This window comes from Helicobacter pylori NQ4053 (genome assembly GCF_000274605.1).
In the GTDB taxonomy this organism is placed as follows: Bacteria; Campylobacterota; Campylobacteria; order Campylobacterales; family Helicobacteraceae; genus Helicobacter; species Helicobacter pylori_CV.
This window is the reverse complement of sequence record NZ_AKNV01000003.1, coordinates 179,739-206,334: the sequence shown is the minus strand read 5'-3', so window position 1 is coordinate 206,334 and position 26,596 is coordinate 179,739. Positions and strand designations below refer to the sequence as shown.

The window sequence follows — 26,596 nt, the reverse complement described above, 5'->3', positions numbered from 1 at the left end:
AAAAGGATAATCATGTTCCAGCCCCTATTAGACGCTTATACAGACAGCACCCGTTTAGATGAAACCGATTATAAGCCCCCATTAAATATAGCCCTAGCGAATTGGTGGCCTTTGGATAAAAGAGAAAGCAAAGGGTTTAGGCGTTTTATCTTGTATTTCATCTTAAGCCAACGCTACAAAATCACCCTCCACCAAAACCCTAACGAGCCCTCCGATCTCGTTTTTGGCAGTCCTATTGGATCAGCCAGAAAAATCCTATCCTATCAAAACGCTAAAAGGGTGTTTTACACCGGTGAAAACGAATCGCCTAATTTCAACCTCTTTGATTACGCCATAGGCTTTGATGAATTGGACTTTAACAATCGTTATTTGAGAATGCCTTTATATTACGCTAGCTTGCATTACAAAGCCGAGAGCGTGAATGACACCACCGCGCCCTACAAGATTAAAGACAACAGCCTTTATGCTTTAAAAAAGCCCTCCCATCATTTTAAAGAAAACCACCCTAATTTGTGCGCAGTAGTGAATGATGAGAGCGATCCTTTGAAAAGAGGGTTTGCGAGCTTTGTCGCAAGCAACCCTAACGCCCCTATAAGGAACGCTTTCTATGACGCTTTAAATTCTATTGAGCCAGTTACTGGGGGAGGGAGCGTGAAAAACACTTTAGGCTATAACGTCAAAAACAAAAACGAATTTTTAAGCCAATACAAATTCAATCTGTGTTTTGAAAACACTCAAGGCTATGGCTATGTTACTGAAAAAATCATTGACGCTTATTTCAGCCATACCATTCCTATTTATTGGGGGAGTCCTAGCGTGGCGAAAGACTTTAACCCTAAGAGTTTTGTGAATGTGCATGATTTTAAAGATTTTGATGAAGCGATTGATTACGTGAGATACTTGCACACGCACCCAAACGCTTATTTAGACATGCTCTGTGAAAACCCTTTAAACACCCTTGATGGGAAAGCTTACTTTTACCAAAATTTGAGTTTTAAAAAAATCCTTGATTTTTTTAAAACGATTTTAGAAAACGACACGATTTATCACGATAATCCTTTCATTTTCTATCGTGATTTGCATGAGCCTTTAATATCTATTGATGATTTGAGGGTTAATTATGATGATTTGAGGGTTAATTATGATGATTTGAGGGTTAATTATGATGATTTGAGGGTTAATTATGATGATTTGAGGGTTAATTATGATGATTTGAGGGTTAATTATGATGATTTGAGGGTTAATTATGACCGGCTTTTACAAAACGCTTCACCTTTATTAGAACTCTCTCAAAACACCACTTTTAAAATCTATCGCAAAGCTTATCAAAAAACCTTACCTTTGTTGCGCACCATAAGGAGATGGGTTAAAAAATAAGGCGTATTTTAAGACTGATTGAGAAATTGGAGCGCTATTTTAAAATGCACTAACGCTTCTTTTTTGAGCGTGGGGTTTTTGAGCATGTCCTCTAAAGCATGGGTGCTTAAAAAATGTTTGGTTTTTAAAGACACGATGCGCCCAAAGGACTCTTCTTTAGAAAGGTTTAAAAGGCGTTTGGGCAAAATCTCGCCAAATACCACAATGACTTTTGAAGCGCTGTTGTCTAATTGCCAGGTTAAATGGGGCAGGCATGCGTTGATTTCTTCTTCTAAATTAAGGCTGTTAGAGTCGCATTTAAGGAGCGATAAGATATTGCAATCTTTTAAGGGGCAGTTAAAAACCTTTTGGATAATGCTCTCTAACATGGCCGCTTTTAAATTGTTCAAGAAATGTAATTGGCTATCCAGCATGGGGGTTAGCGTGATGAAAGTGATCTTGGAAGTGGGGTTAAAAAGCCCGATCACCGGTTTTGAATTTTGATGGCGTTTGCACAGATTGCAATTTTCTATGCCCTCATAAACTTGTTTGTTAAGGGGCTTATTTTGGGGCTTGGTAAGGTTGGTATTGGTGTAAGTTTCACCTAAAAGACGCTCCATATAAAGGGAGCGTAAAGTTTGAAGGCGTGAAAGTTGCAAAGCGTTCAGTCTTTATGCTTTTTGAAAGCGTGAGGGCTTAGCATGTTTTCTGGCTTGAAAATATCGTCCAGTTGCTCTTTAGTTAAGATTTTCTTTTCTAAAGCGATGTCATAGATAGAGCGATCGCTTTTTAAGGCTTCTTTAGCGATCATAGCGGATTTTTCATAGCCAATATGAGGGTTTAGCGCGGTAACAATGCCAATGCTGTTAAACACATAATCGTGGCAAATCTTTTCATTAGCCGTGATGCCTTCCACGCATTTAGTCGTTAAGGTTTCAATCGCACGCCCTAAAATCACAAAGGAATGGAAAAGCTTGTAAGCGATAACCGGCTCAAACACATTGAGTTGCAATTGCCCTCCTTCTGCGGCTAACGCCACGCTCAAATCGTTCCCAATCACCGCAAAGCACACCTGATTGACCACTTCAGGGATCACCGGATTGACTTTACCGGGCATGATAGAGCTACCCGGCTGCATTTTAGGCAAATTGATTTCATTCAACCCAGCTCTAGGGCCTGAACTGAGTAACCTCAAATCGTTACAAACCTTAGAAAGTTTCACCGCAATACGCTTTAAAACCCCACTCACTTGCACATACGCCCCCGTGCTTTGAGTGGCTTCAATCAAGTTATTAGCCATGACAAAAGGGCGACCCGTTACTTCTTGGATTTTCTTTTCAATCAAACTGCGATAATCCGGGTGCGAATTGATCCCTGTGCCAATAGCCGTGCCGCCTAAATTAAGCTCTCTTACCCAATTCCTAGCGTCTAAAACCTGCTCAATATCCCTATCAACCATCAACGCATAAGTTTCAAACTCTTGCCCTAAAGTCATAGGCACAGCGTCTTGAAGCTGGGTGCGCCCCATTTTAATCACATGAGCGAATTCTTTAGCCTTTTGAGCGAAAGCGTCCCTTAAAGCCTTCATGGGAGCGACTAAATTACTCAAGCGCTCATAAATCGCAATTTTTAACGCACTAGGATAGGCGTCATTGGTGGATTGAGAGCGGTTGACATGGTCGTTTGGGTGGCAAAATTGATACTCGCCCTTTTGATGCCCCATGTATTCTAAAGCCAAATTAGCAATCACCTCGTTCATGTTCATGTTCGTGCTTGTGCCAGCCCCCCCCTGAATCATATCCACAATGAATTGATCATGGTATTTGCCATCAACCAACAAATCGCACGCATGGCAAATCGCAATTTTAAGCTTTTCATCAATCAAGCCTAATTGCGCATTCGCTAAAGCGGCCGCTTTTTTGACTTGAGCAAAAGATTTAATAAAAACAGGATAACTGCAAAGCTTGTCGTTGGTGATGAAAAAATTTTCACTCGCCCTTAAAGTCTGAATCCCATAATAAACCTCGTCGCTAATTTCCATTTGCCCAATGAAATCATGCTCAATACGCATAAAAGCTCCTTATGTAATAATTAAAAAATATTCTAGCTATTGTAACCAAATCTTGGATTATTTTTCTTTTAAACGCAACACTTTTGCCCCTAAAGCGTTGATTTTATCCTCTAATCTCTCATAACCCCTATCCAAGTGGTAAATCCTATGCACCCTACTCACCCCCTTAGCCACTAAAGCGGCTAAAACGAGAGCCGAAGAAGCCCTTAAATCGGTCGCCATCACATCGCTCCCGGTAAGCTCTGTGGATCCGCTAATGGTAGCCACATTCGTTTTTAAGCTAATACTAGCCCCCAAGCGTTGCAATTCGCTTGCATGCATGAAGCGGTTTTCAAAAAGCGTTTCTTCAATCACACTCGTCCCCAAACACTGCGTGGCTAACGCCATGAATTGCGCTTGCATGTCTGTGGGAAAGCCCGGGTATTCTTTCGTGGTGATTTCAAAGGCTTGGCGTTTTTTGGCCGGATAAATTTCTATAGAATTTTCTTGAATGTCTAGCGAAAAACCAATTTCTATGAGCTTATCCGTGATCGCTTGAAGATGGTTAGGGATGATATGATTGATTTTAAGCTGGCTGTTAGTGATAGCCCCCACGCACAAATAAGTGCCTGCTTCAATCCTATCGGGTATGATTTGAATATCTTTTAAATTTAAAGCGTCGCTTTCTACCCCCCTAATCTTTAACTCGCTGCTGCCAACGCCCTCAATTTCTACGCCTCCGCTTTGTAAAAACGCGCACAATTGAGCGATTTCTGGCTCTTTAGCGGCGTTAATGATGCGCGTGATCCCTTTAGCAAGACTTGCTGCCATGAGGGCGTTTTCTGTGCCTGTAACGCTGATTTTATCAAATAAAATATCATTCCCTTTCAAGCCTTTAGGGGCTTTTGCATGGATATAGCCTTGCTCAATTTTGATTTCAGCCCCTAATTGTTGCATTGCTTTTAAGTGCAAATCCACAGGTCTAGCTCCTATAGCGCACCCACCGGGCAAACTCACTAAGCATTCTTTAAAGCGCGCTAATAGTGGGCCTAAAACCAAAATGGAAGCGCGCATTTTACGCACCAAATCGTAAGTGGCTTCGGTGTGGTGCAGGGATTTAGCGCTGAGTTGGAGCGTGTGGGGGTTAAGCCATTCTAATTCTGCGCCTAAATTTTGCAACAATAACGCCATCGCCTTTATATCCACCACTTGGGGCAGAGATTTGATTTTGACTTCTTGGCGGCTTAAAAGCGTGGCGGCTAAAATGGGGAGCGCAGAATTTTTCGCCCCTGAAATTTCTACCTCTCCTTTTAAAGGGACTTGTCCTACAATCTCTAAAAAATCCAATTCTATCCTTTTTCTTTTTTATTCTTAAGGGCTAAGCCGGTAGCGTTAGCGATTTTTTGTCGGTAATTAGGGTTAGCGTTTTCTAATTCTTGCCCAAAATTAATAGCGTCTTCTAATTCAAAAAATTCTGAAGCGACTAAATTTTGGATCGTTTCTAGCCACAGAGTTTCTTTGTCTTTAGGGCAGATTTTAAAACGCTCATTGAAGCGGTTTTTCAGTTTTTCTAAAGCTGGCACGCTTTGAAGGTTTTTGATTTGTTCGTTTAAATTTTCCAAAGAAAGGCTTTTATTAGGGATCTCTTGCTCTAAAGGGGGGCGAAAAAACCTCCAAGCAAGCCCCACCAATAACACAGGTAGCAAGCATACAAAGAGGATCAAATACATGTAAGCGTAATAAGTCAAATTGCCCATGTTGATAAGATTTATAAGCGTTTTTTATAATAGGCGTTACTCGCTTCAATATAGCCTTCCACGCTCCCGCAATCGTATCGTTTGCCTTTGAATTGGTAAGCGATGATGCGTTTTCTTTTGGCTTGAGTGAGTAAGGCGTCTGTGATTTGGATTTCATTGTTTTTACCCGGTTTAGTCTCACGCAAAATATCAAAAATATCCGGAGTTAAAATGTAGCGCCCAATGACGGCCAGATTGCTTGGGGCGTCTTCTTGGCTTGGTTTTTCTACCATGTCCTTAATCTCATACACCCCCTCTTCTAACAATTCGCCCCTAATCACGCCGTATTTTGAAACTTCTTCTAGCGCCACTTCTTCAATGGCTACAATGGAGCATTGGTATTTTTGATACAATGAAGTCATTTGCTTTAACACGCTTGGGTGATCATGGCTTATGCACAAGTCATCGGCTAAAATCACCGCAAAAGACTCATTGCCTATCAGGGCTTCCCCAGTTAAAATCGCATGCCCTAAGCCTTTCATTTGCTTTTGGCGTACATAAGAAAAACAGCATTTTTCTATAATGTTACGAATGCTTTTTAAGGCGTTTTCTTTGTTGGTGCCTTGGATTTGATGCTCTATTTCATAGCTCGTGTCAAAATAATCTTCTAAACTTCGTTTATTCCTTCCTGTAACGATCGCCATCACTTCACAGCCCGCTTCCATCGCTTCTTCCACAGCGTATTGGATCAAAGGCTTATCCACAATGGGCAGCATTTCTTTAGGAATGGTTTTAGTGATCGGTAAAAAGCGCGTGCCATAGCCAGCGGCAGGAAAAAGGCATTTTTTAATCATGGTTTGTCCTTTGAGTTAAGAGTTTGTTCTAAAAATCCATCAATAGGGATGAAATTCCCAAAAATTTCTTGATAAATCAAGTAATTGAGCATGACCCTAAAGCCATACATGCGAGTCTCGCTATAAGGCATAAGCTCCATGCTAAGCCATGGCTCAAAATGATTTTTTTCTTTAAATCGTTTGGAGCTTTCTAACCACCTCCTTAAAAACCCAGGCCCAGCGTTATAGGCGTAGGCGACAAAAAGGGGGTGGTTGAATTCTTTTTTCAAATGGTTCAAGTAATAATTACCAAATTTGAGAGCGATATTGGGGTTAAACATGTCGTTTAGATCAATGTTATCCATGCCAAGGCTTTTAGCGAAAGGCCCTACATTAAAGGGCATGATTTGCATAAGCCCTAGAGCAAAGGAGCGAGAGATTAAAGCCGGGAGCAAAAAGCTTTCTTGCCTAGCGATCGCATACGCCATAGCCCTTTCATCTGTATTTTGCCATTCAATAATGCCCTCATAAGGGGATAAATAATAATAAATCTTGTCTTTATTGCGTTGGCTTAAAAGATAGGTCAATTCAGGGGCGCTTTTTTCATAATACAGGCTTTTTAACATCGCATTAAACGCGCCCTCATCTTTCAAACTCAAAGTTTTTTCCTTAAAAATTTGCCACGAAAAAGGGTCATAAGTGTTAAAAGGAGGGTCTTCTTGGCTTAAATTTTGGATGTGAGAAATGATTCGGTAACTGGGCTTGGTTTGGAGTTTTCGGCTCGCATAAAGACTATAGAGGTTTAAAGCTGGGCTTTGTGAAAGGCGCTCCAAAGTTTTTTTCTTTTTAGAGACTAAATACTGCCAAAAAATCGCTCTGTCTTTTGAAAAATCATCGTCCTTGACAACCTCTTCAGATCGTTCAAAATACTTGAGCGCTTTAGAGGGTTTTTTGCGCAAGATTTCATTAATCCCTAGAATAAAAAAGGTTTGCGCGTTGCTGTGGGTAGCGTTACTTTTAGTGAGAGCGTCTTTAAAATGATCCAATTTAGGATCTAAAATAACCTGATAGATCAAGCGGTTAAACGCCGGGTAATCTTCATCTAAAAGGCGGTTTAACTCTTTAATAGGGATATGCTTTTCAAAAATTTGGAGCTTTTTTTCATAACTCAAATGATTGAAAAGCGCGCTAAACACTTGCACATTAGCCTTAAACAAAGAAGCGCTCACATTCTTACTTTGCAAGATTTCTAATTCTTCATAAAGAACGGGGTAAGCCTCTTTGATTTTTTCTTGTAAGGGCTTGATGGTTTGGATGGGGATTTTATCAAAATCTCTGATTTTTGATTTTAAAGCGATAGCGATACAGCTATTTTGGAAAGCGTCTGTTGTTTCCAATATGCTTTCTAAGGTAATTTGCTTGCAATAAATATCTTCAGGCAATTTAACATCAGGGCTTTTTTCTGCATTGTCTGAGCCTTTTTCTTGCATGGCCTTTTGTAGGGCGTTATTTTTATTTTGGGTCAATTCATAGGCTTTTTTAGCGTTTTCTAAACTCGTTTTTTTATCGCTAATATAACGCCATAAATAATAATCCCTAACGATCCCGGCGGGCTTTTTTTCTAAATCCTTTAAACTCAACTCAGTTTGAGAAAAACCAACGCCAAGCGCACCGATAAAAAATAAAATCAAAAAACGCATGATTTCCTTTAAAGGCTTTTGGCGAGCATAAAAAGCCATTGGATGAGGGTTAAATCTAAAAATTTCAACACAATGACCACCACTAAAGGAGCGAAATCCAACCCGTTAAACACCAGCTTGAATCTAGAGCGTAAAAAATAAAACACCGGCTCACACAAACGAGCGAGGATTTGCATGATAGGGTTATTGGGGTTAGGCTGCACGAAACTGATAAGCGAATAAATGATCACCACCCACATATAAATCGTAATGAGCGCACTTAAAATCACCGCTATCGCATTAAGAAGAGTGGAAAAAATCATGCTTTCAGCCTTAAAACTTCTTGATAATGGCTTTGGATATAGGGGAAAATCAGCGGCAATTCAATGCCATGCGAGTTCCCGGTTAAAAGAATGCGCAAAGGTTTGAAAAAATCCTTACCCTTAAGCTGGCTCAATCGCATGGCTTCTTTTTTAAAGCTTTCAAAATCCTTATACGCTTGAAAATCCATGCCTTTTAGGGCGTTAAAAAGCGCTAAACAACGCTCTTTAAAATCTTCGTTCTCATAAGTTTTAACAATATCCTTTGGCTCTAAAAACAACGAAATTTTTTCTTTCAATTCTAAAAGCGTACCGCATTCTTCTACAAACAATCTTAAAAGCCCTAGGAGGTTTTTATCTTTTATTGAAGTGAGTTCTAATAACTTTTCATCGTCTAAAAGCTTTAAATGCTCGTGGTTTAAGTGTTTTAAATATTTTAAATTAAAATGAGCCGGGGAACTGGAAAGATTTTCTAAACTAAACCACTCTATCGCTTCATCAAGGCTGAAAACTTCCTTAGGCACTTTATTACCGATAGTGATGAGGTAATTCGCAATCGCAACCGGTAAAAACCCTTGATTCAAAAGCCATTTCACGCTAGACGCTTCGTCCCTTTTGCTCATCTTTTTACCGCTTGTTTCATCTAAAATAATAGGCAAATGTGCATAAACAATCGGATCGTTTGAGCCTAAAGCTTCTTGGATTAAAATTTGTTTAGGGGTGTTACTCACATGATCTTCGCCTCTAATAATCAGACTGATTTCATAGAGCAAATCATCGCATGCGCAAGCGAAATTATAAGTCGGGCTTTTATCCTGTCTCAAAAGCACAAAAGAATCCAATTCATCAGGCTCAAATTTCACTTCTTTTTTAATCGTATCATTGAAAGACACCGCATGATTTGGGGCTTTCAAACGCACCACAGGGGCATGGTTTTTGTCTTTTTCTAAAGTGGCCCACTCGTCTAAATACCTGAAAGGGCGTTTTTCATTCTTGGCTTTTTCTTTTTCTCTTTCTAAAAACTCCGCGCTCGCATAACAATAAAACGCTTTATTTTCTTTCAGTAATTTTTCTGCCATTTCTCTGTGATAATCTATGTTATGGCTTTGATACACGAGCTTGTCCCAGCTTACCCCCATAAGCTTTAAAATCTCTAAAATCTCTTGGTCTTTGCCTTCAATGTTGCGCTCTTTGTCCGTGTCTTCAATGCGAATGAGAAAGGGTTTGTGTTGCTGTTTGGCTACAATGTAATTGAAAATGGCTGCCCTTAAATTCCCTATGTGCATATCCCCTGTAGGCGAAGGCGCAAAACGAAGCATAAAAACCCTTTATTTAAAAATAGTTTTTGATTATACCTAAAGAATACTTAATTATGCTGTGGTAGCTCTGTTTTTATCAAACATGAATGGGCATCATTTAAGAGATTAGCGCTTGGCTAACGCCAAGCTCTTTATGATTGGTTATCAAAAAGCTAACAGCGTTTTTTATTCAATCACTTCATAAATAACTTCTGTCTTCCAACGGGTTTTAGGGGTGATTTCTTGGTTGCGATAACCAAAACAAGCCATTACTGATACGCCAAATTCCGCCGTGTTCAGATAGCCTTTTTCCTCTAAATAAGCCTCCACTTTTTCTTGATCATACCCTTCAATCGGGCAAGAATCAATCCCTAACATGGCCGCTGCCATCATCATGTTCGCCATTTGGATATAAGTCTGCTTGCTAGCCCAATCAAACAAAGATCGTTCGCTATTGAGTTTCATATCGTTCTCTTGGAAATTTTTGATGATTTGAGCGAACCTGGAATTGGTGTCATAATCCCTTTTTTTAACCTCATGCATCACTTTCTTAACGTAATCGCTGTCATAAGTAACGCCTTTTCGCGCAAGATAAATGACAAAATGGCTCGCTCCCTCTAAACCAAAAAGCGCCCCCCAGGCCATCGGTTTTAAATCTTCTTTCATGCGTTCATTTTTTAATAAAAGCATTTTCCATGGTTCAAGCCCGATTGAAGAAGGGGCTAATCTCCCCACTTCAACCAAAGCTTCCCAATCCTTTTGAGAAATACGGCGATTGGGATCGTATTTTTTTGCAGCAAATCGTTGGTGCTGTAAAGCAACCACTTGTTCTCTGTCCATTTTAATGTTCTCCTTTTTCTAAATAATGATAAACGGCTGCCATATCCAATCCGCCTAAACCGGATTTTTCCGCTTGAGAATAAAGCTCTTCTGCTTGAAATAAGAATGGCAACTCGATCGCCTCTCCTGCTTCATTTTTGGCTAAGCGAATGTCCTTGAGCATGAGTTTCAAACTGAAAGCGGCCGGATAGCTATCTTGCAGCCACATGCCTTTTTTAGCTTGAAAGAGAGGCGAATTCATGCCAGATTGGCCAATAATTTGCAAAAACGGCTCTGCATCAACCCCTAAACGTTTGGCTAATAGCAAAGCTTCTGAATAAGCAACCCCCATTTGAGCCAAAAGGCTATTAATGGACAGTTTAGCTCCTGTCCCTTGACCAACTTTTCCTAAATAAAAGGTTTGACTCCCCAAATGCGCCAAAACAGGTTTGAGTTGAGTGATCACTTCTTCATCGCCTGCCGCTAAAATCAATAACGCCCCAGCTTTAGCCGCACCAACCGATCCTGAAACGGGCGCTTCAAGGTAAGTTACTTGATGTTTTTGAGCGATTTTTTCTAAAGACAAGCTTTCCAAAGGGGCGATAGTGCTCATATTCACCACGATTTTTTTAGACATCTGTTCCCAAAATTCTGGCACTAAAACAGCATCAATCGCCACTTTATCCGAAAGCATGATAAAAACCAGATCAACTTTAGCGGCCAAATCTATGGGGCTAGTATAAACCGCTACGCCTTTTTCCTTTAAAGGGGCTGCTTTGCTCTCTGTTCGGTTATAAACCGACACTTCTAAATTTGCATCGTGCAAACGAGTCGCCATAGGAATCCCCATAGCCCCTAGTCCAATCCATCCGATTTTCATTCAGTCCTCACTTATTAGCGTGAATACGCCACTAAACCATCTAACCAAGCTTGATGGCCATTTAGCATCGCATTAGGCACGGATTTCGCTAAAGCTTTAGCAGGGACTCCTGATTGGCTTTCTTGGGTTAAAATACGCACACGATCATTATCTAATTTTTCAACTAGCCATGCGTGATAGGCTTCAAGATACTCATCGCCCTTAGCTTCATTCCAGCCTCTCCAAGCCAAACGCAGTATGGTGTCTTTCAATTCAAACTCTTCCACCTGTGCCTCCACTAAAAAGCCAAAAGTTTCAAAACAAAAACGAGTCTTGTCTTTAAGAATGGTATTGTCTTGATTATGCATGTGGATATTCCCTGAATTTTTGTAATACTTTTCCCAATGGGATGCATCTCTTAAATGCTGCACCACTTTATTAAAATCCAAACCTTTGACAATGACTTCATTGGACACGAAATTATCAGTCTCTCCTGGAATCCATTTTTCAGGCCATTGAATCGCATTCATCGTTATCATGTTTTCTCTGTTTTTAATTTTTTCTGCCTATTGGCGAAAGATTTATAGCATCATTAGGTAAATAATGATCCTTAACCCATTTTATCAGCCACTCTAAAGCATTATTTTTAGGATTTTCAATAACCAAATTTAAGCATGCGTTTAAAATTTCGCTGATTTTTTGGTGTTGGTAGCCCAAGCTTTGAAGCGCACCGCCCTTAAGGGCTAGGTGTTCTTTTTTAAAAGGCTCGTTAGAATCAAATATTTCTTTTAATAAGCTTTTAATTTTTAAAGCGTGTTTGGGGTTTTTGAGTGCATAAAAATCTAAAGCCAAATTAAAAGGCTCTAAATCGTAGTTTTTCAATAAAAATTTTAACTCTGTTTTGTTATGAATATTTAAAAAAGATTTGTGGCATTCTTTAGCTTTTGAAAATAAAACACAAGTTTTTTTAGGGTAGCGTAAATTTTCCAAACTTTTTTGATGTTTAAAAAACCCCAACAATCTTAATTCCAAATTAAAAGGCGCGTTTTTTAAAAACCCTAAATTTTCTATTGTTTCTTGAATAACCAACTCCAAAATTTCTTGATATTCTTTGGCCACTTCATAGGCGTTTTTCCCCATAAGAAGCTTATTCAATTCACTTTGTAAGCGTTCTTTGGAGAGGTGTTTTAACAAATCCTTACACGCAAAAACCGCTTCTTTAGTGCTTGGCGCTATCTTAAAGCCTAAAGTCGCGCTAAATCGCAACGCTCTTAAAATCCTTAAAGCGTCTTCAAAAAACCTTAATCGCGCTCCCCCCACGCATTCAATTATTTGATTTTCAATCGCATTTTGCCCTTTAAAGGGATCAATCAGCCCTTTTGTAGGGCTATAAGCGATCGCATTCATGCTAAAATCGCGCCGCTTTAAATCGTCTGTTAAATGAGCGCTAAAAACCAATTCTTTAGGCTTTCGGTGTTTGATATGCCCTTTTTCAATTCTAAAAGTTGTGATTTCATAGCTTTGATGGTTTTTAAGAGCCGTGATCGTGCCATGTTTGATGCCGGTTTCTAGCACCCTAAAATGGCACTTTAAAAGAATCTCTTTGCTTTCATTGACTAAAGCGTTTGAGGTTAAATCGTAATCTTTAGGGGTAATGCCCATCAAACAATCGCGCACGCACCCCCCTACCAAGTAAAGCTCATAGGGGGATTTTTCATAAATGTCAAACAATTCTTTTAATTCTTTTTCTAACTCAAACACGCTTTTTACTCTTAAAATTTCTTTGTGTTATTATATCTTTTTAGAATTTTTAAGGAATTTTGATGGAACAAGAAATTTGCGTGATCGGTTTTAGCGGCGGGCAAGACAGCACCACTTTAGCCGTATGGGCGAAAAAGCGTTTTAAAAAAGTCTGTTTAGTGGGGTTTGATTATGCGCAAAAACACTCTGTGGAATTAGAATGCGCTCAAAAAATCGCTTCTCTTTTACAACTCCCTTATGAAATCATCCCATTAGATTTTTTAGAGAATATCACCCGCTCTGCGCTTTTTAAAAACTCTAACGATTTAATGGGGCATTCGCACGCGCAAAATAAAGATTTACCCAACTCTTTTGTGCCTAATCGTAACGCTATTTTTATCACCCTTTTGCATTCTTACGCGCAAAAAATAGGGGCTAGTAACATCGCTTTAGGGGTTTCGCAAGCGGATTTTAGCGGCTATCCGGATTGTAAAGAAGATTTTATTAAAAGCATCGAGCATGCCCTAAATTTAGGATCAAACACAGCGATTAAAATCGTAACGCCTTTAATGTTTTTGAATAAAGCCCAAGAATTTCAAATGGCTAAAGATTTGGGCGTCTTGGATTTAGTTATCAAAGAAACGCACACCTGCTATCAAGGAGAGCGAAAAATTTTGCATGCTTATGGCTATGGCTGCGATGAATGCCCGGCATGCCAATTGAGAAGAAAAGGCTATGAAGAGTTTCAAGCTAAGGCTTTGTTTCAATAAAGCGTTGGTAAAAATACTCAAAAGCATGTTTAAGACAAGCAATCAAAGAGCGATAAAAAGCATGTTTTAATTTTTAAAATTATATGTATAGTTAAGATAAACGCTCACCACTCTTTTATAATCCAATTTATCCCCATAATTATCGCTATAGTAATTGACTTTAAAGGCTGGCACTTTAACCCCTAATTCAACGCTAGAACCCCCAAGATATATTTCATCACCATAGCGATCAATATCGTATTCATCATTATTCCAACGAACGCCAAATTTTCCTTGCAACTGAAAAATCGTGTGGCTCTTGACTTGATTGAAAGGGGTGAGATTGTTACTTGCAAACCAAGTGCTACCCCCTAGTTCCATGCCAATCGCAAGCCCTGAAGATTTTCTAAATACGTGCCTTGATGCTTTTTTTAATGTATTAGCGTCTAGCGTTCTGCCGGTCATATCTTTGTAAAATATAGAAAGCCCTTTTACCCTTCGTTCAACATATTTTTGGGACGCTCGCTTATCGTTAGTCCAATTAATGAGCAAATCCGTATTGAAACCATAGGGTAAAAAAACGATTAAACCGCTACCAGGAACAGAACCAACGCCACCAAGTTGGTAACCGAAAAAAAGAGAGTGCCTAAACCCTATAATCCTTTTTTTACCCAAAAAATATTTATACCCCAAGCTGAGTTCATTAAAGAGACCGCCCGATCCGCCATTTCCTGCGAATCGGCTAGCGATTTTGTTTGAATCTTTCACTGCATTTAAGGCGTTTTGTGCATCTCTTATGGCTTTTGTGTTTTGTTCGGGGAATAATGAATTTTTTGCGTTATTGATCGCTTGATTTAAGGCGTTTTCTGCTGAAGCTTTTTCGCCGATGCTACCTTGTCCTTGAATGTAGCTTCCTTCTAGAAAATTTAAACCTAAATAAAATCCGTTCCTTTCAGCGTGAAGCCAAAACGAGAGAGAGAGAGAGTTAGTAAGAGAGCTTTTTTCATGGTTTTTCTTTGGTTTAAGATTCGATATTATTGCTAGGTATTTTATCATAAAATAAGATTTTAGTATGGGGTTTTAATGAAAAACAAAGTTAAAATGAAATAACCCTAAAAACCACCGCTTAATGAATATTAAATTAAAAACATGTTAATCTTTAGTTATTTTTAAATTAGGAAAACCCATGCATCAAAACAATTTCGCTCATCTTTCTAAAATCGTTCTTTTTTTAAACACCGGCTTTTTAGCCTATCTGTTAAGCGCTTGTGGGGCGAATGTGCCTATAGAAGAAGTGTTAGTTAAAGATCCTAAAGAGACTAAAGCCCAAGAAGTCGCCAGAGAAGAAAGCGCCATCCAGCAAGAAAACGCCATTATTGATGCGCACACCACGCCTTTAATCAATCGTTTCACCAATTATAGCGCTTATGGCTCTTTAAACGGCTTTTACAATTCAGTGGATAACCTCAATTCGCCCATGCAAAACGGGATGTATGGAGGCTATTACATGCCTTATTATTACATGCCCTATGGTTTCATGCCTTATGGGTCAGGTCTCATGCCTTATGGGCCTTATGGGTATGGAGCGCCTGGATACTTCCCTTACGCTTTTTATTGATTAGCTTAAAACAGCTTGTGCTAAACAATAAGCGTGTTGGTGTTTTTACTCAAACATGCTTATATTTTCTAATGGTTGTTTCTAACATGCTATGGTGGCGTGATAAAGAAAGGCTATATCAGAGGAGATCTTATGCGTATAGTTAGAAATTTATTTTTTGTATCGCTTATGGCTTATAGTAGCACGTTCGCAGCGGATTTAGAAACCGAAACCAAAAACGAAAAAAAGAGCGGTAAAAAGTTTTACAAACTCCATAAAAACCATGGCTCAAAAACCGAGGCTAAAAACGACAAAAAGCTTTATGATTTCACTAAAAATAGCGCTTTAGAAGGTATAGATTTAGAAAAAAGCCCTAAGCTTAAGAGCCATAAAAAAAGCGATAAAAAACTTTACAAACAACTCGCTAAAAACAATATCGCCGAAGGGGTGAGCGTGCCAATCATTGACTTCAATAAGACCTTGTCTTTTGGGCCTTATTTTGAAAGGACTAAAAGCAAAAAAACCCAATACATGGACGGCGGGTTGATGATGCACATCCGCTTTTAAGCCCTTATTCATAATCCAAAAACGCATGCGTTTTAAGAGCGAGAGTTTTAGGGAAATACCGCACAAACAAATCCAAAAACACTTTTTCGCCAAAGAAATCCCCAGCGATCGTTACTTCTTGGACGCTAAAATTCTGCACGTTATCCCAAATGAAATTCCCTAAAAACTCCGCTAAAGAATCCAAAATCCCCAAACTCAAGATTTCATTTTCCACGCCTGCGAGCCTGAAACTCATCGCACTGTGCATGATCTTTGAAAAGTTTAAAGCCATTTTCAAAGAATCGTCTTTAAGGATTTTATAATCAATCCTAGGGCCTTTAGGGCGTAAGCATTCTTTAGCCAAAGAAATAACGCTCTGTGCGCAAAAATCCTCGCTATAACCCAAAACAAACCCTAAAATGCAAAAAAAATCCAATAAATTCGCGCCCCCTAGATTGTATTTAGAAAGCTCTACAATGCGCACGTAAAAATTAGGGAATTTAATAGCGTAGTTTTGTAGCATTCTGGAGGCTTTTTCATCTTGTTTGAGAGTGTTAAATATTTGATTGAAATCAAAACTAACGCTTAAAAGCGTTTTTAAAGAACCATTAGCATGCAATAACAACCTTGTAGGGCGCTTGAAACTAAAATACAAAACGATAGAATTATTGGGGGTTTCTCTTAAAAACTCTAATTCATCTTTAAAGGGAAGGGTAGAAAGGTTGTTTTCTAGCACGAATTTTTTAGTGGGTGTGATCAAGCGTTTAGGGGTTTTAAAAAGCGCTTCATAATGTAACAGCACTTCACAAGAACGGCTTTCATGCATAAAAACAAATTCTATCCCCTCATCTTGTAAAATATGGCACAATAAATTCAATATGGGGTCATAGGGCAGTTGGGCTATGATTTCATCGTTTTTGAAAGTGTCCTTAAACACGCTTTTTAATGGGGCTTTGATAGAGGGTTTTTCCAAACTGGCCAAATATTTAGCGTCCTCTAAAGGCAATTTAGTGCAGGTCAAAACGCTAGAAAGATTGCTAAAAATAACGCTTGGAGAGGGATTTTTTAAAGAAAAAGATAACGCTCCCCTAGAAGTGAAAATAGGGATAAAATCCTGCGTTTTGAGCATGCCTTTTAATTGGGTTAAGCAATCTATAAGCTCTTTAGGGCTATGGATTATAGCCCCCTTAAAAGCGGCGTTTTTGACAAAACCCAACGCATTGGCATACAAAGATGCATTTTTGTCTAAAAAATCTTGATGCTCTTTAGCGTTCATAAAAAGGGGCTTTGAAAGGCTTGTTGTTTGGAAAAGATTTTCATCTAAAGGCTCTGTGATTTCCTTTAAAGACAAAAAGCTAAAATCTAAAGAAAAGGGCAAGATCTCGCTTAATTTTTGCGCGAACTCTAAAGTGGTTTCAGCGCTCGCTTGGAGGTAGAAAGAAGTGGTATTATCCTTATAAACGCTATAAAAACGCGCTTGCAAATGGAGCGCCATTTGCTCTAAAAGGGGCGTAAAATTTAGGCTTGCTTTTTCATTAACGCATTTAAAAAGAAAAACAAACGCCAATTCAAAAACCCTTATAAGAGAGTTCGGCGATACAATCTAAGGCGATATTGCCCGTGCGTTGCATTTTAACCCCCCATGCGTTGAGTCGGGTTTCTATGGCTTTTAAGGCTGTTTCTAAAGCGTTTAACATTCCGCTTGAAAGCTTGAAAGTGGTCTCGCTCCCTATCACAAAAGGCACAAGCCCCACGATAAAAGTTTTAGGCAAATCCCCTAAAAACTCCGTGAGCCTTAAAGTGTGCAGCATTTCCACTTCATGCGCGCTCCCAGCCCATGTGATTTCTTTAGGGGCGTCCTTAAAATCAAAGGCATAGACTGATCCTATCTCAACGCCTTCAGCGCTCACGCAATCCAAAATCAAAACCTTTTCATACGAAGTGATTAAAGGAATGAGTTGCTGAGCCATAGTCCCCCCATCTATAATATCCACGCTAGGGAAAAAAGAAAAATTTCTTTTGAGGTAGTGGGCTAGATGCACCCCAATCCCTTCATCGCCAAAAAGGATATTGCCAATGCCAAGAATTAGGATTTTTTCACTCATTCTTTGGTATAACCATAGCCATTAATCATAGAATCCGCCCCCGAACTATCATACCTGATAGAATGGAAAAACACCATATAAACATGCACAGGGACAAATAAAATAAACCCCCAAGTCGCTAAGTGGTGGATAAAACGAACGTTCGCTAACCCCCCACAAAGCGCTTCAAACCACTTAAAAGCGCTCCCTAAAAACGCCCCAAGCCCCTCATGATAGACGTTATAATACAACACTATCCCGCTCAAACTCATCAATACGATCAAAACAACCAAAGTGAAATAAGCCACGAGTTGGATAGGGTTATACAATCCTTTAGTGTGGGGTTTGCCGCTGATAAGAAAATACGATTTCATCTGATCAATCCAAGCTTTTGGGCTTAAAAGTTGGCCAAAACTCCTGCGTTCCATTAAGCTTTCTTTAGTGAAAAAAAGATAGGTTCTAAAGATTAATGCGCTAATGAGCAAAAACCCAAACATGACATGAAAAGAGCGTACATAAGCTTGTAAAAGATACACCCCTTTATAAAAGCTGGAATTAGGCTGCAAAAAAGGGTAAGCGATGTAAAACCCTGTAGCGATTAGAGCGAAAATACTCAAAGCCCTAACCCAATGGAAAAAGCGCACAAAACCTGAATACTCTTTGTGTAAGACGACCTTATTCATTTTATCCATGCGTAACCCTTTTTAGAATTTAGCGAAATTAGGCTCTACTTTAAACTCGTTTAAAGACTGCCCTTTAAAATCCATCACGTGCACGGAGCATGCGATGCATGGGTCAAAAGAATGGATAGTCCTAATGATTTCTAAAGGCTGGGTTAAATCAGCGATTTTAGTGCCAATCAAGCTCATTTCATAAGCCCCCTTTTGATTTTGAGAATCTCTAGGCCCCGCATTCCAAGTAGAAGGCACTACCGCTTGATAATTTTCCACCACGCCGTTTTTAATACGCACCCAATGGCTTAGCATGCCCCTTGGCACTTGACCAATGTAGCGCCCTTTATATTCTTGATTTTTATCAATGTGATAAGGAGCGCAAGTGCTTTGATCGCTTTTTAGATTTTCCACTAGTGCATCAAACGCCAAAAGGCCATTATCAGCAATCGTTTTAGCTTCAATACACCTTGCAGCTGTGCGCCCAAGCGTTGAAAACAACGCCTCTAAAGGCAGTTTAGTGTCTTTTAAAAACTTCGTAGCCACTTCAGTAACATAAGGGTTTTTCGCCGCTAAACCTACCACTACGGAACTTAAAGGGCCTACTTCCATGGGCTTACTATCGTATCTGGGCGATTTTATCCAAGAATATTTATTTTTAGTGTCAAGCACTTTAGCAGGGATGATTTTATTTTCAATCCCCACGCTCTCGCCGTCTTTTAAACCGGTATAATGCGGGTTAGTTTGCCCGTCATAAGGGTGGAGTTGCACTTCTTTAGTGTTCTCATATTGATACCAAGAATGCGTAACCTCTTCTTTAATCAAACTCTCATCAATGGGGTGTAATTTAGAAATATCCCCATCAAGCACCACCCCACTACTCAAAAGGTATTTATCCTTCCCGAGCAACACTTCTTCATAAGCGATAAAATTCCTTAAACCGCAACCTTTGATGACAGATTGTTCGTTAGCGAACATTTCGCCTGCCATCACCAAATCAGGGTAGTAAGCATGGTTGATAAAATTAGCCACCACTTCAAACTTACTCTTCCATTCAGCCAATCTCGTCGGATCCAATATATCCATAACACTCGTAACACCCCCTACCGTTAAGCTTTGTGGGTGAGGCTGTTTGGCCCCAAAAATAGCGGTCATTTTCGCCGCTTCCCTTTGGATTTCTAAAAGCTTGAGGTAGTGGCTTAAAACGATTAAATTTTGTTCCGGACTCAAACGATAGGTTTTATGCCCATAGTAGCCATTACTAAAAGGCCCTAAAGATCCACCTTTAGCGAAATCATTCAAGCGTTTTTGAACCGCTTTTAATTCGCCGGCACCGGTATTAATGGGATAAGGGCTGTATTTGAAAGAGAGTTTTGCCGCTTGAATGGGATCGGCTTTTAAAGCGCTCATAATATCGCACCAATCAAGCCCATGCAAAGTATAGAAATGCACCACATGGTCATGAAAAAGCAATGCCATGTTCATCAAAGATCGCACCAATTGCGCGTTTAATGGGGGGGTGATGCCTAGAGCGTTTTCTACCGCAGTGATACCAGCCTTATAATGCGAATAAGTGCATACCCCGCAAATCCTTTGAGCGATAAAGCCCGCGTCTCGTGGGTCTCTGCCCTTAATGATCGTCTCTAGCCCCCTAAAAAGCGTAGAAGAAGAAAACGCATCGGTGATCACATTATCATCATCTACGATCACCTCAATCCTTAAATGCCCCTCAATCCTAGTGATAGGATCGACTACGATTTTTTTTGACATGTTAATCCCTTACTCTTTGTTTTTGATCGCTTTAGAAAGGAGTGCATGTGCGGCAATGCCAATAGCGGTTGCGCTGAGTAAAGTCGTGCCGACTTTATCCGCTACTTTATCAGCCCCTAATCCGTCAAAGGCGGTTTTAATGGAGCGATTCGCTAAAGGCTCTTCAAAAGGACTCATCGTATCCCAAAAATTAGGCTCAGAACACCCTATGCACCCATGCCCTGCGCCTATGGGCCAAGAAGTGTGTGAATTAAAGCGGAGTTTGGAGCAATTGTTGAAAGTGTAAGGCCCTTTACAGCCCATTTTATACAAACAAAAACCCCTTTTAGCGTTTTCATCGCCAAAATGCTCCACAAACTCGCCCGCATCAAAATGCCCTCTCCTTTCGCACAAATCATGAATCCTGTTCCCATAAGCCCAAGAGGGGCGGTTATACGCATCCAATTTAGGGAGAGCCCCAAACATCAAGTAATAAAGCACATTGCCCACGATATTTTTTTCACTAGGTGGGCAACCGGGAACATTGATCACGGGTTTATCAATGATTTTATGCAAGGGTTGCGCGTTAGAGGGGTTAGGGTAAGCCGCTTGAACGCCCCCAAAACTTGAGCATGTGCCTATGGCAAAAATAGCGGCTGCGTATTTGGCGGCTTTCCTGCATTCTTCAGCCCCCGTTTCAGCGTTTGGGCCTTGAGTGAGAAAATATTCTGTGCCTTGGGGGATACCGCCTTCTACCATTAAAATGTAATTGTTTTTGTGCTTTTCTATGGCGTCATGCAAGCTTTTTTCAGCTTGAAAACCGCTCGCTACCATGATGGTCTCATGGTATTCTAAGTTGATGTAATCAAAGATAATGCTATCAATAGTGGGGTCTGCACTCCTTAATAAGCTCTCGCTACAGCCAGTGCATTCTGCCATGTGCAACCAAATCACAGGCAATCTGTTAGCCACTTCTACCGCTTTCAAAGTCAAGGGAGCAAAACTAGCCGGTAAAGCTAGAGTCGCACTCATCATGCCCGCCCATTTCAATAAATCACGCCTAGAAATACCCGCACCTTTAAACTCGTCTTGCAAGTTTTTATGCTCGTTATGAGCGTTAAACGAGCTGACTATCTCAAGGCGTTCTTCAATCTTTTGATAGGTCTTTTTTTCATCGTAGAACATGACCACTCCTTAATTGGAAATTTTCATTATCTTAACATAATAAAAATAATAAAGCTGCAATTGATTATTTTTTAACTTTTATTTTAGATGAAAGGAATTTCTTTAACATTAAGTTTCATTTGGATAGAATTCCCCCCTATTTTATTAAAAAAGGAACAAAATGAAAAAAGTACTCATCATTAACGGGGCCAAAGCGTTCGGGAGCTCTGGGGGGAAACTCAATGAAACTTTGACCAACCATGCAAAAAAGACTCTAGAATCTTTAGGGCTAGAAGTGGATACAACAATCGTGGATAAAGGCTATGAACATGCTCAAGAAGTGGAGAAAGTCTTTAACGCTGATGCGACGATTTGGCAAATGCCTGGCTGGTGGATGGGAGAGCCTTGGATTGTGAAAAAATACATTGATGAAGTCTTCACTTCAGGGCATGGGAAGCTTTATGCTAGCGATGGCAGGAGTTCGCAAAACCCCACTAAAAACTACGGGAAAGGGGGCTTGATGCAAGGCAAAAAATACATGTTGAGCTTGACCTGGAACGCTCCCATTGAAGCCTTTAACGATCCTAGTGAATTTTTTGAAGGGGTGGGTGTGGATGTTGTGTATTTGCATTTGCATAAGGCTTTCCAGTTTTTAGGGCTTTCAGCGTTGCCTACTTTTATTTGCAACGATGTGGTGAAAAACCCCCAAGTGGAGCAGTATCTTAACTCCCTAACCACGCATTTGCACCAAGCTTTTGGTAAGTGATTTTAAAATTTTTTTAACCCCCCATTTCTTTGGGGGGCTTGTTTGTTACACAATAAAGTCTTTAGGATTGAGATCGCAACCTAAGATGAGATCTTTAAGATTACTGCCCACCGTTTGATAACTCGCATTGCTTACAAAATAGAATCCGTATTTTTCAAAAGGCACAACAAGAGTGCCATCTCTATCCCTTAATTGCGCTTTTGCTTTATCCCAACAAATATATCTTTGAGACTCATCGTCTGTGTAGCTTTCAAAGGCTTCTCTGGCGTTTTCTAGCAAGTAGTCTATGACAGTGCTAGCCAATTCCTTAGCGTTTCTTGTTATTTTCCTTTGATGATTGGGGAGCTTAACACTTTGAAGATTATGGGAAGTTAAGTCATCATCAAGGGTTTTATTAATCTCTCTTTCGCGGTATTCTTTAGGCAAATCTTTAAACAATCCCACTTGACAAAATTGATCCGCTAAATATTCGCTCCTAGCTCTCACTTCCTCTATCCCCCAAGAATGGGTGTTATTGGTGAAATAGTCGTTTAAATGCAAGGAGCTGTATTGTTCCATAAGCGCAATTTTTGCCTCGTAAGGTTTGTTGCTAAGCTTTTGATTTTGCCCTGATAGGGTTAGATTCCCAAAATTATGGAGGTAGTCTTGCTCAAAAGTGAAATAATCCCCCACCCTATCGCGCCATTCTTGGGTGGGGGTTTTGGGGTAGAAATGCTCCACTTCTAGATTTTCTTCTCTTGGCGGTTCGGCGTTGCTTAGCTTTTCTATCTCAAGCAAAATGAACTTGCACACATAATTTGTTGCATAAGCGTTACGCACAAGAAACGCCGCTTTAATGCGATCGTCATTAGGGAACGCCGTTTGACCAACACTCTTGCCCAAATACCGCTTCAACGCATCGGCTGAAACATTTTCTCCTAGCTGTCTGTATAAAGAATAAAGAACTCTGGTAAGCGTAGGGGAAGAATCCCCGCACACGCTTCGGCGCACGAAGTAGCTGGTAAGGATTTGCAAAATTTCGCAGAAATTTTCATAATCCAATTTGCCTTCTTCAAAGTCTCTGGCGCAACGCAAAACAAAGGGCTTTGCCACGCCAAATTTGATTTTCACAAGATCTTTAATGCGCAGGCGTAAATTCGCTAACTGTTGCGGGTCTCCACGATGTAAAAAATAATGATCTCTGTCTAAAAAGATTTGATAGATTCTGCCATATTCACGCATATCGCTCATAAGACCTTGTATATCATCAGAGAAATTGTCTCTGTGGTGGGCTTTTAGCGCGTAATACACTTCACGCTCTCCCTCCTTAAATCTATCCTCAAAATAGATTCTTAAATAGGTTTTGATAAAATCATTCAAATCCTTTTCGCCAAGCCAATTTTCTAAAGGCACCCAATAGGTCTCATAAAGGTGTTTCTGTCTGAGAGAATTTTCCCCCATCATCAGGTAGTTGCGGATGAGATCCAGCCCTTTTAATTGCACGCCCGTGGCGTTAATGCTTTCAAACACCACTTGCGGATCGTCTTCGCCTAACTCCAATCCTACGGCTACGATTTTAAGCCGCAAAAACGCGCCATAAATCTCTTCTATGCGATACCCTTTGCTGATATAATTGTCAAGCTCTTTGGTGAAAAATTTATAATTATTCCTGATGTGTGATACGCCTTGTATTTCATGCGATCGATTTTGCATGACAAGATCAAAGGCTTCTTTGTCGCTTTTAATGGGCTTTAGGCGCAGCCTTTGTCCTGTAAGATTGAGCAGTCCGTCAATCTCTTTTTTTATCTCTTCATTTGGTATCTTGGTCTCTATAGCTTTAAGCAAAAGCATGATGGTGGTAATCCTTTGCTGCCCGTCAATGATGACAAATTCTTGCAGTTTCCTTAAGCTCTTTTCATCATCAATCCAATGCAAAATATAAGTGATAGAACCCATGAAATGCGTTTTTTTATTTTGAGAAATACCGATAATATCTTGCAGTAATTTTTTACAATTTTCTTCTTCCCAAGTGTAGTTCCTCTGGTATACAGGGATAGAAAATATCGTGCCTGTTAAGGCAAAAAAGTCGTTAACGGTGCTTTCTTTCGCTGTCATAGCTTTTCCTTTTAAATAAGATTAAAATCACACCGAGTATTAAATCAAAAAAAAAAGAACTTAAATTTTTGAAAAAGTAGCAATTTGTGGCTGAATTTATCCAAAAAAAGATAAAAGAGCTTTGCGCAAAGCAAGTAGTAATCTCTTAAAAATGCGATCTTTTGGGGGTTTTAGTTAATGGGAGCGAGAATGATTTCAAAATACCCCTACTAGGGTATCTCATAAGAATTGTATGGCATGAACAAGCGCCCGTAATTAGGGTTCACGCGCAATAAATGCTCTTTGAAATTCCCGTAATTACGACAACTTGACTCAAAACCATTATCGCATGCATACGAGAACAAATCCAAAGCCCTTTGATCGTCTTGAGGCACGCCTAAACCCTTTTGATACAGCACGCCTAAATTGTTACAGCTCCCCAAAATCCCCCCATCGCATGCCATTTGAAAATACTTCGCCGCATAGTGGTTATTTAACGGAGCCCCTAAATCCCCATTCGCATAAATCCAGCCTAAATTCGCGCACCCCATCATATCCCCCGCGTTACAAGCCAAATAATTCAAATCCACTTGACTGAGCTGGGCCTTATCAATGCCATAAATATTATTCACGTTAGACATCAAGCCCAAATTATAGCACCCCATATCATTCCCATTTTCGCATGAAAATTTATAATAACTTATCGCTTTGTAATAATCTTTTGGGACCCCACTCCCGTTAGCAAACATCCACCCCAAATTATTGCATGCGAGCATATCCCCCCCTTGACAAGCCACCGCATACAATTGCAAAGCGTTTTCTTTATCGTTCGTATCCGCATTTTTCTTGTTTTCATACATTTGAGCCAGATTCGCGCAAGCGGTCGCATCGCCCCCACTGCAACCCATTTCATAATAGCGAGCGGCTTTTAGTCTGTTGGTTTGGATCCCTACCCCATTAGCATACATCGCCCCCACTGCAAAACACCCGGCCGCATTGCCGTTATCGCACGATTGGGAAAAAAGCTTGAAAGCCCCTTGATAATCGCCCTTTTTAGCCAAATCAATACCGGCAGAAAGCTCGGTTTGAGCGTTTTCAGGCGAACCTAATTTGTCTAACAGGTTAGAGTTATCGTTTTTAGGGGTGATCTGGGTGTTAGGGTTTGGCACGCCCTTAGCGTTAGCGGGGTTTAATTCAGGGGGCGTGTTTTTTGGGGCTTGATTGTTTTCTTCAGCGCCGCTAAGCTGTAAGACTAAAAAAACAAGCAATAACAAACTTTTTTTGAGCATTCTTTTAATCCTTAATGCAGGTTTTGATTCAACTCAATTTTTTTCACGCTCCTAAAAGCGATCAGCTTGCCATTTTGGCTATTGGAACGAAAATGCACGCCATTTTTTCCGGAAAGCTCTTTGCCCTTGTAGAGATTATTGGCATGTTTTTCTAAAGCGCTATTCACTTCTAAAAGTTTTTTAAACTCATTTTCTTCAATTTCTATCACGCTCCCAGCTAAAATCGCAACGCCTGCATCCACAATACAGCCATCGCCTAAACTAATGCCGGTAACGCTATTAGCCCCTAACAGACAATTTTTCCCGATGCTAATAGGGTTGTTATTCCCTCCGCTTAAAACGCCTAAAACACTCGCTCCCCCACCAATATCAGTGCCTTCTCCAACCACCACCGATGAAGAAATGCGCCCCTCATTCATGCATACTCCCATAGCCCCTGCGTTAAAATTCACATAACTCGCCCCGGGCATTTGAGTATAGCCTCCGGTCCCTAAATACGCCCCAAAGCGCGTTTTTGAGCTATCCAGTAAGCGGATATTGTCAAACTCAGGGATTAATTGCATCAAATAGCGTGGGAATTTATCTATAAAATCAATGCTAGGGAAATTGCCTCGCATTTTTAAAGCCACTTCGTTCGTTCTGAGCCATTCTAATTCATAAGGCTTGTTACCGCTCCAAGCCGCATTAGAAAGTTGGTTAAAAATGCCCTCTAAATTCAAACTCCTCAAAGGGGCTTTCCCTAAAGAAAGCGCTAAAAGTTTCATATACGCGCTCTCCACGCTCTCACAAGGCTTATCTTCATACAAGATCACCAAGCGATAAAGAGACTCCCCATTATTATTTTTCAAACGATTTTCCTCTAAAGCCTTTAAAAGCTCTAAAACCACTTGGATATTCTTATGAGCCATTTTATTAGAGTAGGCTTCATTCAAAAAGGGCGTGTAAAACTCTAGCGCTTTTAACACAAAACTTTCATCAATCTCAACGACGCGCTCGCTCGCGCTCTCTTTTAGGATTTTGTCTTTAGAAAGCGAGTTGCAAAACACCGCATAAGAGCCTAGATTTTCCTCTTTCCAGTTCAAAACGGGGTAAGTGGCGCATAAAATCTTTTTAGAAATAGGGGCAATATCCACTCTGGCAATGCCAAAACCTAAAGGCTCTTTATAGTTATTAGATTGCTGGTAGTTGCTCACAAAATTTTTAAATTTATTCATCATG

25 protein-coding genes and 1 pseudogene are annotated in these 26,596 nt (G+C 40.1%); 5 read left to right on the top strand and 21 right to left on the bottom strand.

Going from position 1 to position 26,596, the window contains the following annotated elements; all coding sequences use genetic code 11:
- The first annotated feature begins 12 nt into the window (after window positions 1-12).
- A complete protein-coding gene (locus tag AYS37_RS02850; protein WP_000487526.1) occupies window positions 13-1,377 on the top strand; it encodes a glycosyltransferase family 10 domain-containing protein in 1,365 nt (454 codons plus the stop codon).
- Window positions 1,378-1,385: 8 nt separating this feature from the next.
- On the opposite strand, the gene AYS37_RS02845 is transcribed toward AYS37_RS02850, so the two are convergent.
- The 12 genes from AYS37_RS02845 to AYS37_RS02790 all read right to left on the bottom strand — a co-directional run bounded on the left by AYS37_RS02845 (window position 1,386) and on the right by AYS37_RS02790 (window position 12,711).
- On the bottom strand, window positions 1,386-1,976 hold the full coding sequence (locus tag AYS37_RS02845; RefSeq protein WP_000440403.1) for a uracil-DNA glycosylase family protein: 591 nt from the start codon (window positions 1,974-1,976) through the stop codon (window positions 1,386-1,388).
- Between the two features lie 44 nt (window positions 1,977-2,020).
- Complete coding sequence (gene aspA, locus AYS37_RS02840; RefSeq protein ID WP_001217501.1) at window positions 2,021-3,427, bottom strand: aspartate ammonia-lyase; 1,407 nt, start codon at window positions 3,425-3,427, stop codon at window positions 2,021-2,023.
- Window positions 3,428-3,484: 57 nt separating this feature from the next.
- Window positions 3,485-4,753 (bottom strand): UDP-N-acetylglucosamine 1-carboxyvinyltransferase, encoded by a 1,269-nt coding sequence (gene murA, locus AYS37_RS02835; RefSeq protein WP_000346459.1) that lies wholly within the window; start codon window positions 4,751-4,753, stop codon window positions 3,485-3,487.
- A gap of 2 nt (window positions 4,754-4,755) precedes the next feature.
- Window positions 4,756-5,163, bottom strand: a complete 408-nt coding sequence (locus AYS37_RS02830) for a hypothetical protein (protein WP_000527530.1) — start codon at window positions 5,161-5,163, stop codon at window positions 4,756-4,758.
- An 11-nt stretch (window positions 5,164-5,174) separates the two neighbouring features.
- Window positions 5,175-5,996 (bottom strand): UTP--glucose-1-phosphate uridylyltransferase GalU, encoded by an 822-nt coding sequence (gene galU, locus AYS37_RS02825; protein ID WP_000591518.1) that lies wholly within the window; start codon window positions 5,994-5,996, stop codon window positions 5,175-5,177.
- Complete coding sequence (locus tag AYS37_RS02820; protein WP_001874546.1) at window positions 5,993-7,675, bottom strand: lytic transglycosylase domain-containing protein; 1,683 nt, start codon at window positions 7,673-7,675, stop codon at window positions 5,993-5,995. Before AYS37_RS02820 ends, galU begins: the two co-directional genes overlap by 4 nt.
- An 8-nt stretch (window positions 7,676-7,683) precedes the next feature.
- Entirely contained in the window at window positions 7,684-7,977 is a 294-nt protein-coding gene (locus AYS37_RS02815) for a YggT family protein (RefSeq protein WP_000577960.1), read from the bottom strand.
- Window positions 7,974-9,293, bottom strand: a complete 1,320-nt coding sequence (gltX, locus tag AYS37_RS02810) for a glutamate--tRNA ligase (protein WP_000943296.1) — start codon at window positions 9,291-9,293, stop codon at window positions 7,974-7,976. Before gltX ends, AYS37_RS02815 begins: the two co-directional genes overlap by 4 nt.
- A 165-nt stretch (window positions 9,294-9,458) precedes the next feature.
- Window positions 9,459-10,112 carry an NAD(P)H-dependent flavin oxidoreductase FrxA gene (gene frxA / locus AYS37_RS02805; RefSeq protein ID WP_000373527.1) on the bottom strand — a complete coding sequence of 218 codons (654 nt, stop codon included), beginning with the start codon at window positions 10,110-10,112 and terminating at the stop codon, window positions 9,459-9,461.
- A 1-nt stretch (window position 10,113) separates the two neighbouring features.
- The gene (locus AYS37_RS02800; RefSeq protein ID WP_001874545.1) at window positions 10,114-10,971 is read right to left on the bottom strand and encodes an NAD(P)-dependent oxidoreductase; all 858 of its coding nucleotides are present in this window, start codon (window positions 10,969-10,971) and stop codon (window positions 10,114-10,116) included.
- 14 nt (window positions 10,972-10,985) lie between these two features.
- A complete protein-coding gene (locus AYS37_RS08745) occupies window positions 10,986-11,489 on the bottom strand; it encodes an SRPBCC family protein (protein ID WP_025445969.1) in 504 nt (167 codons plus the stop codon).
- Window positions 11,490-11,502: 13 nt separating this feature from the next.
- Window positions 11,503-12,711 (bottom strand): CCA tRNA nucleotidyltransferase, encoded by a 1,209-nt coding sequence (locus AYS37_RS02790; RefSeq protein WP_000462305.1) that lies wholly within the window; start codon window positions 12,709-12,711, stop codon window positions 11,503-11,505.
- A 62-nt stretch (window positions 12,712-12,773) separates the two neighbouring features.
- Between AYS37_RS02790 and queC the strand changes: the two genes are divergently transcribed.
- Window positions 12,774-13,460 (top strand): 7-cyano-7-deazaguanine synthase QueC, encoded by a 687-nt coding sequence (gene queC / locus AYS37_RS02785; protein WP_000434401.1) that lies wholly within the window; start codon window positions 12,774-12,776, stop codon window positions 13,458-13,460.
- A 66-nt stretch (window positions 13,461-13,526) separates the two neighbouring features.
- Here the strand turns inward: queC and oipA are convergent.
- Window positions 13,527-14,446, bottom strand: a pseudogene (gene oipA, locus AYS37_RS02780) (outer inflammatory protein OipA).
- A 179-nt stretch (window positions 14,447-14,625) separates the two neighbouring features.
- Between oipA and AYS37_RS02775 the strand changes: the two are divergent.
- Window positions 14,626-15,057, top strand: coding sequence for a hypothetical protein (locus AYS37_RS02775; protein ID WP_000554059.1), 432 nt, complete (start codon window positions 14,626-14,628; stop codon window positions 15,055-15,057).
- A gap of 99 nt (window positions 15,058-15,156) precedes the next feature.
- Window positions 15,157-15,603, top strand: a complete 447-nt coding sequence (locus AYS37_RS02770; protein WP_195182781.1) for a hypothetical protein — start codon at window positions 15,157-15,159, stop codon at window positions 15,601-15,603.
- A 4-nt stretch (window positions 15,604-15,607) separates the two neighbouring features.
- On the opposite strand, the gene hydE is transcribed toward AYS37_RS02770, so the two are convergent.
- Genes hydE through AYS37_RS02745 form a run of 5 tightly spaced genes read right to left on the bottom strand, consistent with a single transcriptional unit; the run spans window position 15,608 to window position 21,271 of the window.
- On the bottom strand, window positions 15,608-17,149 hold the full coding sequence (gene hydE / locus AYS37_RS02765) for a hydrogenase biosynthesis protein HydE (RefSeq protein ID WP_000896178.1): 1,542 nt from the start codon (window positions 17,147-17,149) through the stop codon (window positions 15,608-15,610).
- Between the two features lies 1 nt (window position 17,150).
- Entirely contained in the window at window positions 17,151-17,687 is a 537-nt protein-coding gene (gene hydD, locus AYS37_RS02760; RefSeq protein WP_001290839.1) for a hydrogenase biosynthesis protein HydD, read from the bottom strand.
- The gene (cybH, locus tag AYS37_RS02755; RefSeq protein WP_000359884.1) at window positions 17,684-18,358 is read right to left on the bottom strand and encodes a Ni/Fe-hydrogenase, b-type cytochrome subunit; all 675 of its coding nucleotides are present in this window, start codon (window positions 18,356-18,358) and stop codon (window positions 17,684-17,686) included. Before cybH ends, hydD begins: the two co-directional genes overlap by 4 nt.
- Window positions 18,359-18,370: 12 nt before the next feature.
- Window positions 18,371-20,107 carry a nickel-dependent hydrogenase large subunit gene (locus AYS37_RS02750; protein WP_000038049.1) on the bottom strand — a complete coding sequence of 579 codons (1,737 nt, stop codon included), beginning with the start codon at window positions 20,105-20,107 and terminating at the stop codon, window positions 18,371-18,373.
- Window positions 20,108-20,116: 9 nt separating this feature from the next.
- Entirely contained in the window at window positions 20,117-21,271 is a 1,155-nt protein-coding gene (locus AYS37_RS02745; protein ID WP_000499050.1) for a hydrogenase 1 small subunit, read from the bottom strand.
- 160 nt (window positions 21,272-21,431) lie between these two features.
- On the opposite strand from AYS37_RS02745, the gene mdaB reads away from it, so the two are divergent.
- Window positions 21,432-22,016 (top strand): NADPH:quinone oxidoreductase MdaB, encoded by a 585-nt coding sequence (gene mdaB / locus AYS37_RS02740; protein WP_000756724.1) that lies wholly within the window; start codon window positions 21,432-21,434, stop codon window positions 22,014-22,016.
- A 45-nt stretch (window positions 22,017-22,061) separates the two neighbouring features.
- Here the strand turns inward: mdaB and AYS37_RS02735 are convergent, their stop codons facing one another.
- The 3 genes from AYS37_RS02735 to AYS37_RS02725 form a co-directional block, all read right to left on the bottom strand.
- Window positions 22,062-24,110, bottom strand: a complete 2,049-nt coding sequence (locus AYS37_RS02735; RefSeq protein WP_000125498.1) for a DUF262 domain-containing protein — start codon at window positions 24,108-24,110, stop codon at window positions 22,062-22,064.
- Between the two features lie 209 nt (window positions 24,111-24,319).
- Window positions 24,320-25,378, bottom strand: a complete 1,059-nt coding sequence (locus AYS37_RS02730; protein WP_000914890.1) for a tetratricopeptide repeat protein — start codon at window positions 25,376-25,378, stop codon at window positions 24,320-24,322.
- Between the two features lie 11 nt (window positions 25,379-25,389).
- Window positions 25,390-26,595 carry a 2,3,4,5-tetrahydropyridine-2,6-carboxylate N-succinyltransferase gene (locus AYS37_RS02725; RefSeq protein ID WP_000981163.1) on the bottom strand — a complete coding sequence of 402 codons (1,206 nt, stop codon included), beginning with the start codon at window positions 26,593-26,595 and terminating at the stop codon, window positions 25,390-25,392.
- Window position 26,596 lies beyond the last annotated feature (1 nt).

Excerpts from the sequence above, each read along its gene's own strand:
- AYS37_RS02850 (WP_000487526.1), top strand. The coding sequence starts at position 13 with ATGTTCCAGCCCCTATTAGACGCTTATACAGACAGCACCCGTTTAGAT.
- AYS37_RS02845 (WP_000440403.1), bottom strand. The coding sequence starts at position 1,976 with ATGGAGCGTCTTTTAGGTGAAACTTACACCAATACCAACCTTACCAAG.
- aspA (WP_001217501.1), bottom strand. The coding sequence starts at position 3,427 with ATGCGTATTGAGCATGATTTCATTGGGCAAATGGAAATTAGCGACGAG.
- AYS37_RS02830 (WP_000527530.1), bottom strand. The coding sequence starts at position 5,163 with ATGGGCAATTTGACTTATTACGCTTACATGTATTTGATCCTCTTTGTA.
- galU (WP_000591518.1), bottom strand. The coding sequence starts at position 5,996 with ATGATTAAAAAATGCCTTTTTCCTGCCGCTGGCTATGGCACGCGCTTT.
- AYS37_RS02820 (WP_001874546.1), bottom strand. The coding sequence starts at position 7,675 with ATGCGTTTTTTGATTTTATTTTTTATCGGTGCGCTTGGCGTTGGTTTT.
- AYS37_RS02815 (WP_000577960.1), bottom strand. The coding sequence starts at position 7,977 with ATGATTTTTTCCACTCTTCTTAATGCGATAGCGGTGATTTTAAGTGCG.
- gltX (WP_000943296.1), bottom strand. The coding sequence starts at position 9,293 with ATGCTTCGTTTTGCGCCTTCGCCTACAGGGGATATGCACATAGGGAAT.
- frxA (WP_000373527.1), bottom strand. The coding sequence starts at position 10,112 with ATGGACAGAGAACAAGTGGTTGCTTTACAGCACCAACGATTTGCTGCA.
- AYS37_RS02800 (WP_001874545.1), bottom strand. The coding sequence starts at position 10,971 with ATGAAAATCGGATGGATTGGACTAGGGGCTATGGGGATTCCTATGGCG.
- AYS37_RS08745 (WP_025445969.1), bottom strand. The coding sequence starts at position 11,489 with ATGATAACGATGAATGCGATTCAATGGCCTGAAAAATGGATTCCAGGA.
- queC (WP_000434401.1), top strand. The coding sequence starts at position 12,774 with ATGGAACAAGAAATTTGCGTGATCGGTTTTAGCGGCGGGCAAGACAGC.
- AYS37_RS02775 (WP_000554059.1), top strand. The coding sequence starts at position 14,626 with ATGCATCAAAACAATTTCGCTCATCTTTCTAAAATCGTTCTTTTTTTA.
- hydD (WP_001290839.1), bottom strand. The coding sequence starts at position 17,687 with ATGAGTGAAAAAATCCTAATTCTTGGCATTGGCAATATCCTTTTTGGC.
- cybH (WP_000359884.1), bottom strand. The coding sequence starts at position 18,358 with ATGGATAAAATGAATAAGGTCGTCTTACACAAAGAGTATTCAGGTTTT.
- AYS37_RS02750 (WP_000038049.1), bottom strand. The coding sequence starts at position 20,107 with ATGTCAAAAAAAATCGTAGTCGATCCTATCACTAGGATTGAGGGGCAT.
- AYS37_RS02745 (WP_000499050.1), bottom strand. The coding sequence starts at position 21,271 with ATGTTCTACGATGAAAAAAAGACCTATCAAAAGATTGAAGAACGCCTT.
- mdaB (WP_000756724.1), top strand. The coding sequence starts at position 21,432 with ATGAAAAAAGTACTCATCATTAACGGGGCCAAAGCGTTCGGGAGCTCT.
- AYS37_RS02735 (WP_000125498.1), bottom strand. The coding sequence starts at position 24,110 with ATGACAGCGAAAGAAAGCACCGTTAACGACTTTTTTGCCTTAACAGGC.
- AYS37_RS02730 (WP_000914890.1), bottom strand. The coding sequence starts at position 25,378 with ATGCTCAAAAAAAGTTTGTTATTGCTTGTTTTTTTAGTCTTACAGCTT.
- AYS37_RS02725 (WP_000981163.1), bottom strand. The coding sequence starts at position 26,595 with ATGATGAATAAATTTAAAAATTTTGTGAGCAACTACCAGCAATCTAAT.